Raw genomic sequence first — 15,858 nt, 5'->3', positions numbered from 1 at the left:
GTGAGAATCAGTTGATAATCATTCTAAAATGATTACAAATAAGAAAGTCTTCTAAATATCAACATGTTGGAGGTAAAGGACAAGATGGCTAATTCACCAAAATTCGTCATAGACGGCTTGCGGGCATCCATTGAGGACAAAGAAATATTGAAGGGTCTCAGCCTAAAGATTAACGGCGGCGAAGTGCATGCGATCATGGGACCGAACGGGACGGGTAAAAGTACGCTGGCATCGGCCCTGATGGGACATCCGAAGTATGAAGTTACGGACGGCTCCGTAACGCTGGACGGCGAGGATGTTTTGGAAATGGCAGTGGACGAGCGCGCGCGGGCAGGCCTGTTTTTGGCCATGCAGTATCCAAGCGAAATTGCCGGCGTAACGAACTCCGATTTTCTGCGCAGCGCGATCAACGCGCGCCGCGGCGAAGGCAACGAAATCTCGCTGATCAAATTCATCCGCCAAATGGAAGGCAAGATGAAGGATCTCGAGATGAACACCGAGTTCGCTCACCGTTATTTGAACGAAGGCTTCTCCGGCGGGGAGAAGAAACGGAACGAAATTTTGCAAATGATGATGCTGGAGCCTCGCCTTGTCATTCTTGACGAAATCGACTCCGGTCTCGACATCGATGCGCTTCGCATCGTAGCGGACGGCGTAAACGCCATTCGCAGCGAAGAGCGCGGATTCCTGATCATTACGCACTATCAGCGTTTGCTCAACTATATTAAACCGGACTACGTTCACGTCATGATGCAAGGCCGCATCGTCAAATCGGGCGGACCTGAATTGGCTGAACGTCTGGAAGCGGAAGGTTACGACTGGATTAAGGAAGAGCTCGGAATCGTCGACGAAACGGTTGGTCAAGGCGCGTAATGCGGCAATCCGGCGTTTGCCGGACGTTGCCGGAACGAAAGCATAACATTACTATTTCGTGAACTGCGCGTTCACGGTTGGTCAGGAGGAACCAAGGATGAGTACACCTACGATTCTTCCAATCGACCGCAATTCCGTCGCCGAGCTTTCCCGCACCAGACAGGAGCCGGAATGGATGACAAGCCTGCGTCTGAAAGGGCTGGAATTGGCGGAGACGTTGGAACTGCCGAAATTGGAAAAAACGAGAATCGACCGTTGGGACTTAAGCGCCCACGGTTCCTATGTAAAGCCGGAGCCGATCGCTTCGATCGGCGATTTGCCGGAAACGGCTAAGTCGCTGCTGAACGAGGAGCAAACGGATAATTTGATCATTCAGCGCAATTCGGGCGCGGTTTACGCCAAGCTGTCCGAAGAGCTGGCGGCGAAAGGCGTCATTTTCACGGATTTGGAAACTGCGCTTACGAAGCATGCCGACCTGATCAAGCCTTACTTTATGGAGCTCGTCAAGCAGGACGAGAACAAGCTGACGGCGCTTCATTCCGCCGTTTGGAACGGCGGGGCTTTCCTGTATGTACCTAAGAACGTACAAGTCGACGTGCCGTTGCAAGCTCTGTATGTAACGGATGACGCGAGCGCATCGTTTACTCCGCACGTGCTGATCGTCGCGGAAGCGAACAGCTCGGTTGGTTACGTGGAGAATCTGGTGTCGTCGGGAAGCGGATCGATCGTCGTTAACGGAGTGGTTGAGGTTTTCGTGAAGGCGAACGCAAGCGTACGTTTTGCGACCGTGCACAATCTCGGCGAGGCCGTTACCGATATTTCTTACCGCCGCGCAAACGTGGATAAGGATGCGCGCGTCGAGTGGATCGTCGGAGAAATGAACTACGGAAACGCGATGTCCGATACGACTTCGATCCTGAAGGGCAGCGGCTCGTTCTCCGATACGAAGGCGATTGCCGTCGGTACGGCCGAGCAAAAGCTTAACTATACGACGCGCGCCGTTCACTTCGGCAAGCATTCGTCGAGCGATATGATCACGCGTGCGGTTATGCGCGACTCGGCTTCAGCCATCATTAACGGCATCACGAAGATCGAGAAAGGCGCAACCGGCACGAACGGCCAGCAAACGGAAAAAGTGCTGATGCTCAGCCCTAAAGCGCGCGGCGACGCAAATCCGATTTTGCTGATCGACGAGGATGACGTTAAAGCGGGTCACGCGGCGAGCGTTGGCCAAGTGAATCAGGAGCAGGTCTATTACTTAATGTCTCGCGGCATTTCCCGCGCCGAGGCGGAGCGGCTGATCATTTACGGCTTCCTGGCGCCTGTCGTTTCGGAAATTCCGATCGAGCAAATTCAAGGACAGCTTCAGCAGCTGGTAGAAAGGAAGCTGGGACAATGAACGTGTCCGTCATTCGCGAGCAGTTTCCGATCCTACATCAAGAGGTAAACGGGCATCCGCTCGTTTACTTCGACAGTGCCGCATCATCGCAAAAGCCGGCCTCGGTAATCGAGGCCGTCAAGCGTTATTACGAGCATGACAATGCGAACGTCCACCGCGGTGTGCACACGCTCGGCTCGCGGGCGACGGACGCTTACGAAGGCGCACGGGAGAAAGTGAAACGGTTCATCAATGCGGGCTCGTCCGAGGAAATCATTTTTACTCGCGGGACGACGACTGCGATCAATCTGGTAGCCTCAAGCTATGCCCGCTCGATTTGCAAAGAAGGCGACGAAATCGTCATCACGCAAATGGAGCACCACAGTAACTTGATTCCTTGGCAGCAAGTCGCGAAAGCGACGGGCGCCGCGCTTAAATATATTCCGCTCCAGCCGGACGGCACGATTCGCGTCGAGGATGCGGAAGCGACCATTACGAGCCGCACGAAAATAGTAGCCATGGCCTATGTCTCCAACGTGCTCGGCGTGGTCAACCCGGTTAAACAAATCGCCGAAATTGCCCATCGGAACGGCGCCAAGCTGCTGATCGACGGTGCGCAAAGCGCTCCCCACATGAAAGTTGACGTCCAAGACTTGGATTGCGACTTTTATGCGTTCTCCGGCCACAAAATGTGTGCGCCGACCGGAATTGGGGTATTGTATGGGAAGAAGGCGATTTTGGAAAACATGGAACCGATCGAGTTCGGCGGCGAAATGATCGATTTCGTCGATCTGTACGAGTCGACCTGGAAGGACCTTCCCTACCGGTTTGAAGGCGGAACGCCGATTATAGCCGGCGCTGTAGGACTTGGCGCAGCGATCGATTTTCTGGAGAGCGTCGGGCTTGACAACATTCACGAGCATGAGAAGCGGATTACGGCTTACGCCATGTCGAGGATGAAGGAGATCGAAGGCATTACGATCTACGGTCCGCAAGGAGAACGCGCGGGACTTATCACATTTAACCTGGATGACGTACACCCGCATGACTTGGCGACGGTGCTCGATGCCGAAGGCGTCGCGATCCGCGCCGGCCATCATTGCGCGCAGCCGCTTATGCGCTGGCTGAACGCGTCTTCGACGGCACGCGCCAGCTTTTATTTGTATAATACCGAGGATGAAGTCGACCGTTTCATAGCCGCCTTACTAAAAACAAAGGAGTATTTCGGCCATGCAATTGGATGATTTGTACCGCAGAGTCATAATGGATCATTACAAAAGTCCGCGCAATAAAGGCAAATTCGAGGACGGCGGCGTTTCGATCGACCTGAATAACCCGACTTGCGGCGACCGGATCACCTTGCAGATGAAGGTGGAGGACGGAGTCGTGAAGGACGCCCGTTTTGTCGGGGAAGGCTGCTCGATCAGCATGTCGTCGGCCTCCATGATGACGGACGCGATCAAGGGCAAAACGCTCGACGAAGCGCTTCAGATGGCGGAAAACTTTTCCGGGCTGATGAAAGGCGAAGCCGTCGAGTTCGAGTACGAGGACATTGAGGCGCTGTCCGGAGTCAATAAATTTCCGGCGCGCATCAAATGCGCCACGCTCGCCTGGAATGCGCTGCGCAAAGGCGTCGAGCAGGCGAAGCAGTAATCGAGCAAGCAAGGTGCGAGATTATGGGCATGAAGCTGAAGGTCAGAAGCTGAAGGTCAGAAGCTGAAGGTCAGAAGCTGAAGGTCAGAAGCTGAAGGTCAGAAGCTGAAGGTCAGAAGCTGAAGGTCAGAAGCTGAAGGTCAGAAGCTGAAGGTCAGAAGCTGAAGGTCAGAAGCTGAAGGTCAGAAGCTGAAGGTCAGAAGCTGAAGGTCAGAAGCTGAAGGTCAGAAGCTGAAGGTCAGAAGCTGAAGGTCAGAAGCTGAAGGTCAGAAGCTGAAGGTCAGAAGCTGAAGGTCAGAAGCTGAAGGTCAGAAGCTGAAGGTCAGAAGCTGAAGGTCAGAAGCTGAAGGTCAGAAGCTGAAGGTCAGAAGCTGAAGGTCAGAAGCTGAAGGTCAGAAGCTGAAGGTCAGAAGCTGAAGGTCAGAAGCTGAAGGTCAGAAGCTGAAGGTCAGAAGCTGAAGGTCAGAAGCTGAAGGTCAGAAGCTGAAGGTCAGAAGCTGAAGGTCAGAAGCTGAAGGTCAGAAGCTGAAGGTCAGAAGCTGAAGGTCAGAAGCTGAAGGTCAGAAGCTGAAGGTCAGAAGCTGAAGGTCAGAAGCTGAAGGTCAGAAGCTGAAGGTCAGAAGCTGAAGGTCAGAAGCTGAAGGTCAGAAGCTGAAGGTCAGAAGCTGAAGGTCAGAAGCTGAAGGTCAGAAGCTGAAGGTCAGAAGCTGAAGGTCAGAAGCTCAAGGCTGAAAGCTGAAGGTCAGAAGCTGAAGGCTGGAAGCTGAAGGTCAGAAGCTGGAGGTCAGAAGCTGAAGGTCAGAAGCTGGAGGTCAGAAGCTGAAGACCTAAAGCTGGAAGTCTAAAGCTGAAGGCTTAAAGCTGGAAGTCTGAAGATGCAAAGCTAAAGGTCTAATGCGTAAAGGTCCAAAGCTGAAGGTCAGAAGCTGGAAGGCCCAAAGCTGAGGGTCCAAAGCCGAAGGTCTGAAGCTGAAAGTCTAAAGCTCAAGTACCATGCTCAAAGCCCAATGCAGCGAGATTCACTCCCTGATCGAGTTAGTGAGGCAACCGTCACTAATAGTGAGGCAAACTTCACTATTTTGTGATGAATTGGCGGTTTCGGGACCCTTAGTGAAGATAACTTCACTAATAGTGAGCTTTTCGTTACTAATAGTGCAGATTTCCTCACTAGTGTCGGAATGCCACCTTTTTACCTTGAAAATAGTGAAGTTAGGGTTATTGTTAATGAGTTTTGCCTCACTATTGCGTATAATGGAAGTAGTAAGGTCGGCGAACGGCGGATTGCTTTGCAGCTTCAATAATTGGTTTTACCTGCGGAGGCGTTTGAGCCCCAACGAAACGACCGGTAATTCACTTTTACTTGCTTCACTAGGGGAAGGTATTGAAAGATCCCCGCAAAGTAACGGCAATGCAATATGCTTCAACGCCTCACTTCATTTTGTGGGGAATACTCTTGAGGAGGGATTAGGATGGCCAAGAAAATGCCTGAGATGGAAGAGTATAAGTATGGCTTCCGCGACGAGCATAAAGCGATTTTCCAGTCCGGTAAAGGGCTGACGCCGGAAATCGTTACCGAAATTTCTCGGATGAAAAACGAGCCGCAGTGGATGCTCGACTTTCGTCTGAAATCACTGGAGCAATTTTTCAAAATGCCGCTTCCAAGATGGGGCGGAGATCTCGACGATCTCGACTTTAACGACATTCAATACTACGTTAAACCTTCCGAGAAGCAAGGCAAAACGTGGGAGGAAGTTCCTGCGGAAATCAAGGAAACGTTCGACAAGCTAGGAATTCCGGAAGCGGAGCAAAAATTCCTTGCAGGCGTATCCGCGCAGTATGAATCCGAGGTTGTTTACCATAGCATGCAGAAAGATCTCGAGGATCAAGGCGTTATTTTTACCGATACGGACAGCGCCCTTCGCGATCATCCCGAGATTTTTAAAAAGTTTTTCGGAACGATCGTTCCGCCGGCTGACAACAAGTTTGCCGCGCTGAACAGCGCCGTTTGGTCCGGAGGCAGCTTCATCTACGTGCCGAAAGGCGTGAAATGTGAAGTTCCGCTGCAAGCTTATTTCCGGATCAACTCGGAAAACATGGGTCAATTCGAGCGTACGCTCATCATTGCCGACGAAGACAGCTTCGTGCATTACGTAGAGGGCTGTACTGCGCCGGTATACAGCACGAACTCGCTTCACAGCGCGGTGGTTGAGATCATCTGCTTGAAGAACGCGCGCGTTCGTTATACGACGATTCAAAACTGGGCGCCAAACATTTACAACCTCGTTACGAAACGTGCCGTTGCCGAAGAAAATGCGACGATGGAATGGGTCGACGGCAACATCGGCTCCAAGCTGACGATGAAATATCCTGCTGTAGTCCTCAAGGGCCGCGGCGCTAAAGGCATGGTGCTTTCGATCGCGGTTGCGGGCAAAGGCCAGCACCAAGACGCAGGCGCTAAAATGCTTCACTTGGCTCCGGATACGACATCGACGATCGTTTCGAAGTCGATTTCCAAGCACGGCGGCAAAGTAACGTATCGCGGTCTCGCTTCGTTCGGACGCAATTCCGAAGGCTCGAAGGCGAACATCAAATGCGATACGCTGATCATGGATAACGAGTCGACGTCGGATACGATTCCATACAATGAAATTATGAACGACAACATTACGCTCGAGCATGAAGCGACGGTATCCAAAGTGTCCGAGGATCAGCTCTTCTATCTGATGAGCCGCGGCCTTTCCGAAGCGGAAGCGACGCAAATGATCGTTATGGGCTTCATCGAGCCGTTCACGAAGGAACTGCCGATGGAATACGCGGTCGAGATGAATAGATTGATCAAATTCGAGATGGAGGGCTCCATCGGTTAATCTTTGCTCAGCAGGGATAACTTCTGGGACCTACACAAATACGTGTCCGAGCAATCGGACACGTATTTTATTTTTAATGGCAGATTCGGACAGAACGCAAAGTCGAGGGCATTCCCAAAAGTCAGAATGTTTACGTCCGCTTAAAAGTGATCAAATAGCAAAAAAAGCTTCCTCTACCGCTTTAGAAGTGGCTTTGGAAGCTTTTTTTTGTTTACATATTGGGACTGCTTCATCCCGCATTATCCTTTTGGGACAGCCCGGGCTAACCTTTTATGTCTAGATTTTTTCCTAGGTTGGGATGAATGTTTTGGCTCAATAGCTGGACAACATTTTGCGACTGCTGCTCCGCAGTGTTTTTGGCCAATGCCATAACGCGGATGCTCACGGCCTGAGCTAATGAAGCTTGGCTCATTGATGACGATAATGCTGCGATATCCATGATCACACCTCCCTTTTTATCATATCGGCTATAATGACGAAAATCTTTATTTATTAATCTTTCTGGGCAAAGCGTCACGGACCGGTGCCGAAGTCGGTAACCAAATATCCAAGCACGGACTTACGTACATAAAAGCAGCAGTAGTGATAATTCGAAACGTTATAAAGCTGATTGCCATTTTCGTAAATATTGCCTGTCTTAATTTGTACGGTGAATGCCTTCACTGGGTTACCTCGCAGGAATATAATCCTTCGAATAGAGAGATCAGGTGAAAGGGACGGAAACAATAAAGCAACAACGAGTAGAATGACGAGTATGATCATTTTTTTCTTCATATCGATCACTCCAGTTATAAAAGGATTTTAGGGTAAGGACTATTGAAAGGTTTACCGTCGTCGTTCATTGGATTTTATATAAAATATGTAAAATATAAATATATCAGGAAGTTCAATGCGGAGCAACAATAATTTGTTCTTGAGCAGGGTGGAACGTAACAAATTAATATGTGCAGCGCGTCCAAGTTTTGGTAGAATAGCGGCATGTACGTTTCGAAAGGCAGCCACGTTGAATTAGAGAGGATGAGAGTTAACCATGAAAAGCTTACTTTGGCCGAATGGGGCGCCCTTCGCGCAAGGAAGCGAGGCGGAAGATTGCCCGGCTATTACACCTTATTTGGTAAAATCGTCAGAGCCTGCCCCGGCGATTGCGGTATTTCCGGGAGGCGGTTATGGAGGAAGGGCGTATGGGGAAGGGGAACCCGTTGCCTTGTGGTTGAATACGATCGGCATTTCCGCATTCGTTGTCGATTACCGCGTATCCCCTTATCGGCATCCTTGTCCGCTGCTCGATGCCAAACGGGCGATCCGCACGATACGAAGCAGGGCCAAGGAATGGAATATCGACACGAACAGAGTCGGGGCGCTGGGCTTCTCGGCCGGCGGCCATCTTGTCTCGACGCTGGGCACTCACTATGACTCCGGCAAAGAAGAAGCGGCCGATCCGATCGAGCGCGAAAGCAGCAGGCCGGATTTGCTAATCCTATGTTATCCCGTCATTTCCTTCGGCGAGAAGGGCCATCGGGGTTCGATGCATAGTTTGCTTGGCGCGCAGCCGGATGAACTGCTAGTCAAAGCGTTGTCAAACGAAAATAACGTAACGAGGGAAACGCCTAAGACGTTTCTGTGGCATACCGCGAACGATGAAGCCGTACCTGTCGAAAACAGCCTGCTGTTTGCGCAAGCGCTTTCGGATAATGGCGTGCCGTTTGCGCTGCATGTTTATCCCTACGGCGTACATGGTCTCAAATTGGCGGAGGAGTATCCGCAACCCCGTCTTTGGTTGAAGGAATGCGAGCTGTGGCTTCGGGACGAAGGCTTTTAGCCGGGGAGCTTTCGGTTTATCAAGGAGCCGCCGGATATGGTATGGTTGCAGGTGATTCGATGCCTCGCAGATATGCTGTTGTCCGTAAGGAGAGAATCGATAGAACAATCTCCCAAAATAAATGATCGACAAACTTCCAATTCACTGAAACAGTGGTTGGAAGTTTTTTTATGTTTATTCACATAACGATCGGGGATTCGGTGCTACTATGTTAGCGGTTAGATCACGTTTGAACGGCTGAAACGGACATTCCTGTCGAGCGTCGAAGTGGCGCTTCCGCTTGTATTCGCCGTCAGGATTTCCCTTGATTTGTATATTTTTCGTATAGGATCGGATGGTAGTATTTCTATTGAAATGTAAAAACTTGTCGGAAGTTGTAGGCCGGCGGGGAAATTTGACGGTTGGGAGGAGAGAAATCGTGTTCTTGTAGTGGCAAAATGACCCGCATAAATCGGTCAAGGAAACAGGAGGATGGAGAGAATGGTACTGAGAGGTATGAAACGGAGTTGGAAAAGAAAGTTCTCCGCGATGCTGGCCCTGACGATGGCAGTGGGCGGCTTTTCCAACATGGCGGCACCGCATAAAGCGGCTGCAGACCCGAGCGTTCCCCTGCCTGCGTGGAAAAACGACGCCGAGTTTTGGCTTAAGGCAGACGAAGGTGTCACTACCGCGACGTATGCGGCGGGCTCTGGCGTCGAGAAATGGGACAACCAGGCGGGAACGGTTCGTTTTGATGTATACGGAGGCCCTGGTTATAAAGCGGCGGGAGCTAATTTCAATCCGGTCGTGACGTTTAGTAATACGGGAAATACGCTCAATGATCTGAGACAATACTTGCGCGGCAATGAGCAGATCGATTTTACGGATGCGTATGCGGTGTTTAAAGCCGACTCCGGAAACGGAGGGGCGCTCGTCGGTTCCACCACGCGGAATGGCGGGCATGGGGCCGCTTTATTTGCAGTAGACACTAGAGGACTTTATTTGGGCAATATCAATGGAAGCTATAAAAACATCAATTTTCCCGATACGGAGTCATCCCGTTACCAATTGGTCGAATACGATACTAGCGGGACGACCGATACAGCAACGGTGACCGGGGAACAAAGAAGTTTTCCCGCTCCCGACTATTCGACGTTCTCGTTTACGCCAATGATCGGCGGGACGAAAGAAGGATCGAGCGGCAGAAATTACTACAACTATAACGGAGAACTGGCGGAAGTTATCGTCTTTTCCGGAACCACCGCCCCCTATCGGAACCAAATCCAAAGCTACTTGGCGTTGAAGTACGGTTTGACCTTGAATAAAGGCGAAACGGACTACGTGAACAGCCAAGGAACGTCGATTTGGTCCGCAGCCGCGAATACCGGTTACAAAAACCGTATCACTGGCATCGGCCGAGATTCGGGAAGCTCACTGAACCAAGGGCAGTCCAAGTCTCAGGATGCGGGAGCGCTTGTAACAATTGCTGCGGGCAACGACATGAAAGCATCCAACCAAGAAATTGCAGGAGGCAGTATTGCCGACGGCGATTTTCTGATCTTCGGCGACAATGGCGACAGCAAAAGCCCTGCTTACCAAACGCTCGCAGACAGTACGAATCTCAAACGTATGGACCGGGAGTTCAAGGTCAGCAAGACAGGCAGTTGGATAGGCAAATCGGTTACTTTGAAGCTTGATACCTTAGCTGCACCGGGAGCGACTCATTTGCTGGTCAGCAGCAATGGCATTTTTGACGGTTCCAGTGCCCAATACCCGCTTTCTCCCGAGGGTCAAGTTACGATTAACGGCAGCGACCTGGGTGTAACCAGCTACTTTACGTTTGCTAAGGAAGAAGAACTGAAAGGGCCGGGCGGCGTAACCAATGGGCTTCAACTGTGGCTTCATCCAGGCGAAGGTATTGCCGTCGGTAACAATCAGCCGGTGAACAAGTGGGAGGACCAAAGTCTAAGCGGCAACGATGCGACCGTGTCGTCAACCGGCAAAAAGCCTATGTATAAGGACAACTCGGCGAACAACGTGAACTTCAACCCGGTTGTTGAATTCGACGGCGAAACTTATCTGGATCTCCAACTAGCAAAACTTCCGACAGGTACGGGCCCTAGGACTATTATAGGCATAGGTCAGCCTAATGACATTGCAGGAAATCGTTATATCGTTTCATGGGGCTCCCCAGCGAACGGTGCCGGGATGGGCATTGCCAGCTTATCTGGAAAAGGTGCGTTTGTCGGATGGAACAACAATGACCTTTATACGGATAATAATTTCTGGAAAGTGGGAATACCGGACGAGATTTTTGTCACCTACGACGCAAGCCGCATGGCGACTTTATACAGCAAGATGAAAACAATAGAAGGCCCCGTCAGTAAAAACTGGAATACAGGCTCTACAGCGGCGAAGCTCGGAAGCAGCTTGGCGGGCGGGGAGTTCTGGAATGGAACGATTGGAGACGTTATTGTTTATGATCGCGCTCTTACCGATCAAGAGCGTCTGAAGGTCAGCTCCTACTTGGCTATCAAGTATGGTTATTCGTTGGACAGCAATTATGTGAATTCGGCGAATGACGTCGTTTGGGCTAAAGATACGGCGTATGCCGACAATATTGCCGGTATTGCCTATGATAAGAAAGGCTTGCTGACTCAAAAGCAGAGCCAGAGCCGCAGCAAAAACGACGGCAAACAGATTTCGGTAGGGTTGGGTGCAATTAAACAAACCAACTCTGCCAATACGACAGCGTTCACAAGCGTCAATAGTCAGTATCTGATATGGGGCGACAACGGTAAAGAATTGACGACATTCGGCTCCCCGGTCAGTATCGCCGACAACACTTCCTGGAAACCGGCAGAGCGCATCTGGAAGGTGCAGAACACGAACAATGTCGGCGCGGTACAGCTTAGCATCCCGAAAAGCGCTTTTGCAGCGGGGACGCAGGCAAGCGATATCAAGCTGCTCGTCGGCAGCGATTCGGTCTTTGCAACCGCTACGACAATAACGGTTCAAGAGAGCGGAAATGTTTTTGTAGTCGACAACGCTATGCTGCCAACCGGCTACTTTACGTTCGCTGTTAAAGAACAAGCGCCTGCTAAAGCTCCAGGCGGCGTAAACGGAGCGTCCTTGTGGCTGAAGGCCGATAAAGACGCGGCGGCGGATGCAGCAAAACAGCTTACCGGCTGGAACGATCAAACGGGTACGAATCAATTTACGGTTAACGGAGCGCCGGTCTATAAGGCGGACGTTGCCAACTTCAACCCGGCCGTAACGTTCGAGAATACGACAAAACCGAATCAAAATCCGAACCAGTACCTTATTGGCGACAAGCCGATTACGTACCAAGACGGATATGCCGTGTTCAAGCAAAAAGACGGGACGATCATCGGCTCGGCAGCCCCCCGCGCGGGCGGGTACGGAGTCGGCATTTTTTCGAAGTGGGGCAAATTGTATGTGGGTAACGGAGCGCCTGGCACGTATCGCGGATTCTCTTTCAACGACGCATCCCGATACTATTTGGCCGCTTTCGATGCAGCCGCCGCGATACAGTCTCAAGGCCGATTGAATGGAACGCCTCAAACGGTTGCGGGAAATAATTCTTTCAACAAAATCGACTTTACTCCGGTAATCGGAGGCACGTTCGGCGGAGGAAATTCGAACAACTGGTCCCATTTCAAAGGAGATCTTGCCGAGGTTGTCCTCTATCCGTCAAGTAATACCGAGCTGGAAAAACAGCAGATCGAAAGTTATTTGGCTTTGAAATACGGTTTGACGCTGAATAGCGGTAAAACGGATTATATTGCCGGCAACGGCAGCGACAAGATGTGGACGGCAAGCAACAATGTCGGCTACGGCAAGCGGATTACCGGTGTAGGCCGGGATGACGGCAGCGATTTGCTGCAAAAGCAATCAAAATCGCAAGATGCAGGCGCATTGGTAACGATCGCCCTGGGCAGTGCCGTTCAGATGACCAATTCGGGCAACGCGAATACCATAAATACCGATTCATCGTTCCTCGTCTTCAGCGACAACGACGCGACAGCCAAGTATGAAACAAGCGTTGAGGAAGCTCTGGGACATACGCTGAAGCAATTGACCCGGGTGTTCAAGGTGGAGAAGACGAATTGGCAGGACCGGAACATCACCTTGAAGCTGGATAAGACGGCGGAAAATCCGGCTGTGCTATACTATCTCATTATCGATGGAGCGAATTCGGGCATTACGCTGGATGCGGCAGGTCAAGCTACTTTCGACAGCGGCAAGCTGGCGACCGGTTCCACTTTCACCTTTGCGAAAGTGTACAAAAACGATTTGCAATCGAGCATTTCCGGAGCCAAAAGCTTAACGGCAGCCAGCTATACGCCGGACAGCTGGGGGACGCTGCAAAGCGCGCTGGCTAACGCCGAAGCGGTGTTGAACGATCCAAGCTCCACACAGGAGCAAGTCGATGCCGCACTAGCCGCTTTGGAAGCTGCACGGGCGGGCTTGAGCACCGGAGCTGACAAAGTGAAAGACAAGGCTGACGAAATTCAAAACGAAATTACGCTTGGCAGCTTGAAGCCAGGCGATTATACGACGGGCAGCTGGCAAGCTTTGACCGGGGCGCTGGATGAGGCAAAAGCTCTGTTGGATCGCTCGCCTCAAGCAACTGCGGTGGAGCTAGGAAAAGCGTTGTCCAAGCTTGAAGCGGCAAGAGGCACATTGGTAGACTTGAGCCAATTGCGTGCCAAAGAAGCGGAAATAGCCGCCGAGCAATTGCAAGCGACAAATTATACGGCAGACAGCTGGCAGGCGATGCAGCGAGCGCTGACTGCCGCACATGCGGTTTTAGCCGACCCGAATGCGACCCAAACGGAGGTTGATGCGGCGAAGGATGCACTGTCGGCGGCAAGAGCGGCATTGGTGCCGGCAGCAGATAAAACTGCGCTGCAAACGAAGGTGACTGAGGCCGAATCATTGACGGAAGAAAGCTATACGCCGGATAGCTGGGCAGCGCTGCAAAAGGCTTTGGCTAATGCAGATACGGTGCTGAACGATCCGAACGCCACGCAGGAGGAAATCGATACGGCGAAGGACGCTTTGGAGGCTGCTAAAGCGGGCTTAAACAGCACGGCCGTCCAGCTTCAAACTAAAGTTGCCGCCATTCAAGGCGAAATCCAAATCGGCGATTTGAAGCCGGACGATTATACAGCAAACAGCTGGAAAGCTTTGACCGACGCATTGGATGAAGCCCAAGCATTGCTGAATCGTACACCGTCGGCTTCTGAGGATGAGCTGGGACAAACATTGTCCAAGGTGCAAATAGCAAGAGGCACATTGGTGGACTTGAGCCAACTGCGTGCTAAAGAAACCGAAGCTTCAAGCGTGACTGGAGCCGTCTATACACCAGAAAGCTGGCAGGCGCTGCAAATCGCGTTGAAGGATGCACGGGCGATATTGAGTAAGCCAGAAGCAACACAAGCCGAAGTCGATGCGGCGAAAGCTGCACTTGAGGCGGCAAGAGCGGCATTGGAGCTGGCGGTAATAGATAAATCGGCATTGCAAGCCAAGCAAAACGAAATCGCAGCGAAAAACCTGGCGTCGGGCAACTTTACGCAGACGAGCTGGCAAGCGCTGCAAGCGGCAATCACAGCAGCTAATGCAGTATTAAATAACCCGATTGCGACACAGACGGAAGTAAATGCCGCGCTGTATACGCTGAAGGCGGCATACGCCGGACTGATTCTTGTCAATACAGGAGGATCAGGCGACGGCGGCAATGGCGGAGGCAGCGGTTCGACGCCGGCTCCGAACAAGGATGAGCTTACTGTCGATGTTATTATCGGCGGCGACAAAAAAGCCGGTTTTTCCAAATTAAAGATCGAGCGTACGAAGCATAACGACGGCCGCATCACCGATCAGGTCATCTTCGACGCGAAAACGGCCAAGGAAGTAGCCGATAAAGCTGTCAACGCCAAGGAGCATGTGGCCCGGATCGTCATTCTTGACGAGAAGGACGAAGTAAGCGAAATGAATGTCAGCGTGCCGCTTGATTCGCTGAAGATTCTTGAAGACAATCATATCGATTTGGAAATCTATAGCGAGAACGCATCGATTCATGTACCAAATGCTTCGTTGAAAGGGTTGAAGGATCCTCTCTACTTCCGCTTCGTACCTGTGAAGGATCAGGTTCTTCGCAGCAAAGTTGAAGAAGAAGCGCGTACGGATAAAGCCGTTCGCCGTCTTGCAGGCAATCATCCGGTTGAAACGGTGGGCCGTCCGATGACGATCGAGACGAATTTGCCGGAGCGCCCGGTAACGTTGACGCTCCCGATAAGCGAGGATGCATTGCCGAAAGATGCGAAGGAGCGTCAGGCATACTTGAACGATCTGGCCGTATTCATCAAGACTACCGACGGCGAGAAAGCGATTGTGATCGGCGAGCTCGTCACGCAAGCTTCCGGAGAATTGTGGCTTCGATTCAGCAGCAACAAATTCGGCACGTTTACGATTTTGCATGTGGAAGGCCTGGCCGATAAAAAATCCGGCGTTTACCACAAAAAATATATCGACGGATATCCGGACGGCAGCTTCGGACCGGATCGCAGCGTAACACGCGCGGAAATGGCCGCGATGCTTGTGAAGTCCGAGCTTGCTGAAGCTGAAGCGGCAGGACAAGCGGGATATACCGACGTACCGGCGCAGCATTGGGCTGCAAGCTATGTCAAGGAAGCGTCGTCTGCCGGTCTCATGAGCGGCTATCAGGATGGAACCTTTAAGCTTGAGGGGACCATTACGCGTGCGGAAATGGCGACAATCATTTATAATTATTTGAAGCTTGATTCCAAAGAAGATGCGAAAACGTACACGGATACGGCTGGACACTGGGCCGAAGGAATAATTGCCGCAGTATACGAAACGGGCATCATGACGGGATATCCGACAGGAGAATTCCGTCCGGATCAATCGTTAACCCGTTCCGAGGCGGTTATTATCGTCAACATGCTGCTCGGCAGAGGACCGCTGTTCGACACGCCCGGCTCAAGCTGGCAGGATGTCGATACGAGCCACTGGGCATATGGGCACATCGAGGAAGCATCCCAAAATCACAGCTTCAAAACAGGCGAAGAAGGCGAAGAGATTTGGTTGGCTCATTAATTCCCGGCTTCTGATTAATTAACAAATCGAGTCTCCCTTGTTCAAAATGGGGGAGACTCGATTTTGTTAAAATATGAGAATTTATAGGTTTCCTAGTTAGTAAGAGTGTAAGAGCTGATATTTCACAGGTAAACTCTAGGCGCCCA

8 protein-coding genes are annotated in these 15,858 nt (G+C 51.4%); 7 read left to right on the top strand and 1 reads right to left on the bottom strand.

Annotated features, from left to right (window positions below):
• Positions 1 to 84 precede the first annotated feature (84 nt).
• The 5 genes from sufC to sufB all read left to right on the top strand — a co-directional run bounded on the left by sufC (position 85) and on the right by sufB (position 6,771).
• The gene (gene sufC, locus DQG23_RS04795; protein ID WP_113029680.1) at positions 85 to 873 is read left to right on the top strand and encodes a Fe-S cluster assembly ATPase SufC; all 789 of its coding nucleotides are present in this window, start codon (positions 85 to 87) and stop codon (positions 871 to 873) included.
• A gap of 97 nt (positions 874 to 970) precedes the next feature.
• Positions 971 to 2,272 (top strand): Fe-S cluster assembly protein SufD, encoded by a 1,302-nt coding sequence (gene sufD, locus DQG23_RS04790; protein ID WP_113029679.1) that lies wholly within the window; start codon positions 971 to 973, stop codon positions 2,270 to 2,272.
• Positions 2,269 to 3,495, top strand: a complete 1,227-nt coding sequence (locus tag DQG23_RS04785; protein ID WP_113029678.1) for a cysteine desulfurase — start codon at positions 2,269 to 2,271, stop codon at positions 3,493 to 3,495. Before sufD ends, DQG23_RS04785 begins: the two co-directional genes overlap by 4 nt.
• On the top strand, positions 3,482 to 3,904 hold the full coding sequence (gene sufU / locus DQG23_RS04780) for a Fe-S cluster assembly sulfur transfer protein SufU (RefSeq protein ID WP_113029677.1): 423 nt from the start codon (positions 3,482 to 3,484) through the stop codon (positions 3,902 to 3,904). Before DQG23_RS04785 ends, sufU begins: the two co-directional genes overlap by 14 nt.
• A 1,469-nt stretch (positions 3,905 to 5,373) precedes the next feature.
• Positions 5,374 to 6,771, top strand: a complete 1,398-nt coding sequence (gene sufB, locus DQG23_RS04775) for a Fe-S cluster assembly protein SufB (protein ID WP_113029676.1) — start codon at positions 5,374 to 5,376, stop codon at positions 6,769 to 6,771.
• A 262-nt stretch (positions 6,772 to 7,033) separates the two neighbouring features.
• Here the strand turns inward: sufB and DQG23_RS04770 are convergent, their stop codons facing one another.
• Complete coding sequence (locus DQG23_RS04770; RefSeq protein ID WP_113029675.1) at positions 7,034 to 7,210, bottom strand: YjfB family protein; 177 nt, start codon at positions 7,208 to 7,210, stop codon at positions 7,034 to 7,036.
• Positions 7,211 to 7,801: 591 nt separating this feature from the next.
• On the opposite strand from DQG23_RS04770, the gene DQG23_RS04765 reads away from it, so the two are divergent.
• Both DQG23_RS04765 and DQG23_RS04760 read left to right on the top strand, forming a co-directional pair.
• A complete protein-coding gene (locus tag DQG23_RS04765; protein ID WP_113029674.1) occupies positions 7,802 to 8,590 on the top strand; it encodes an alpha/beta hydrolase in 789 nt (262 codons plus the stop codon).
• A gap of 480 nt (positions 8,591 to 9,070) precedes the next feature.
• On the top strand, positions 9,071 to 15,712 hold the full coding sequence (locus DQG23_RS04760; RefSeq protein WP_158560298.1) for a DUF8202 domain-containing protein: 6,642 nt from the start codon (positions 9,071 to 9,073) through the stop codon (positions 15,710 to 15,712).
• Positions 15,713 to 15,858 lie beyond the last annotated feature (146 nt).

Source organism: Paenibacillus contaminans (assembly GCF_003285015.1).
Taxonomy (GTDB): domain Bacteria; phylum Bacillota; class Bacilli; order Paenibacillales; family NBRC-103111; genus Paenibacillus_V; species Paenibacillus_V contaminans.
The sequence above is the reverse complement of the archived record's forward strand: the minus strand, read 5'-3'. Positions and strand labels throughout refer to the sequence as shown.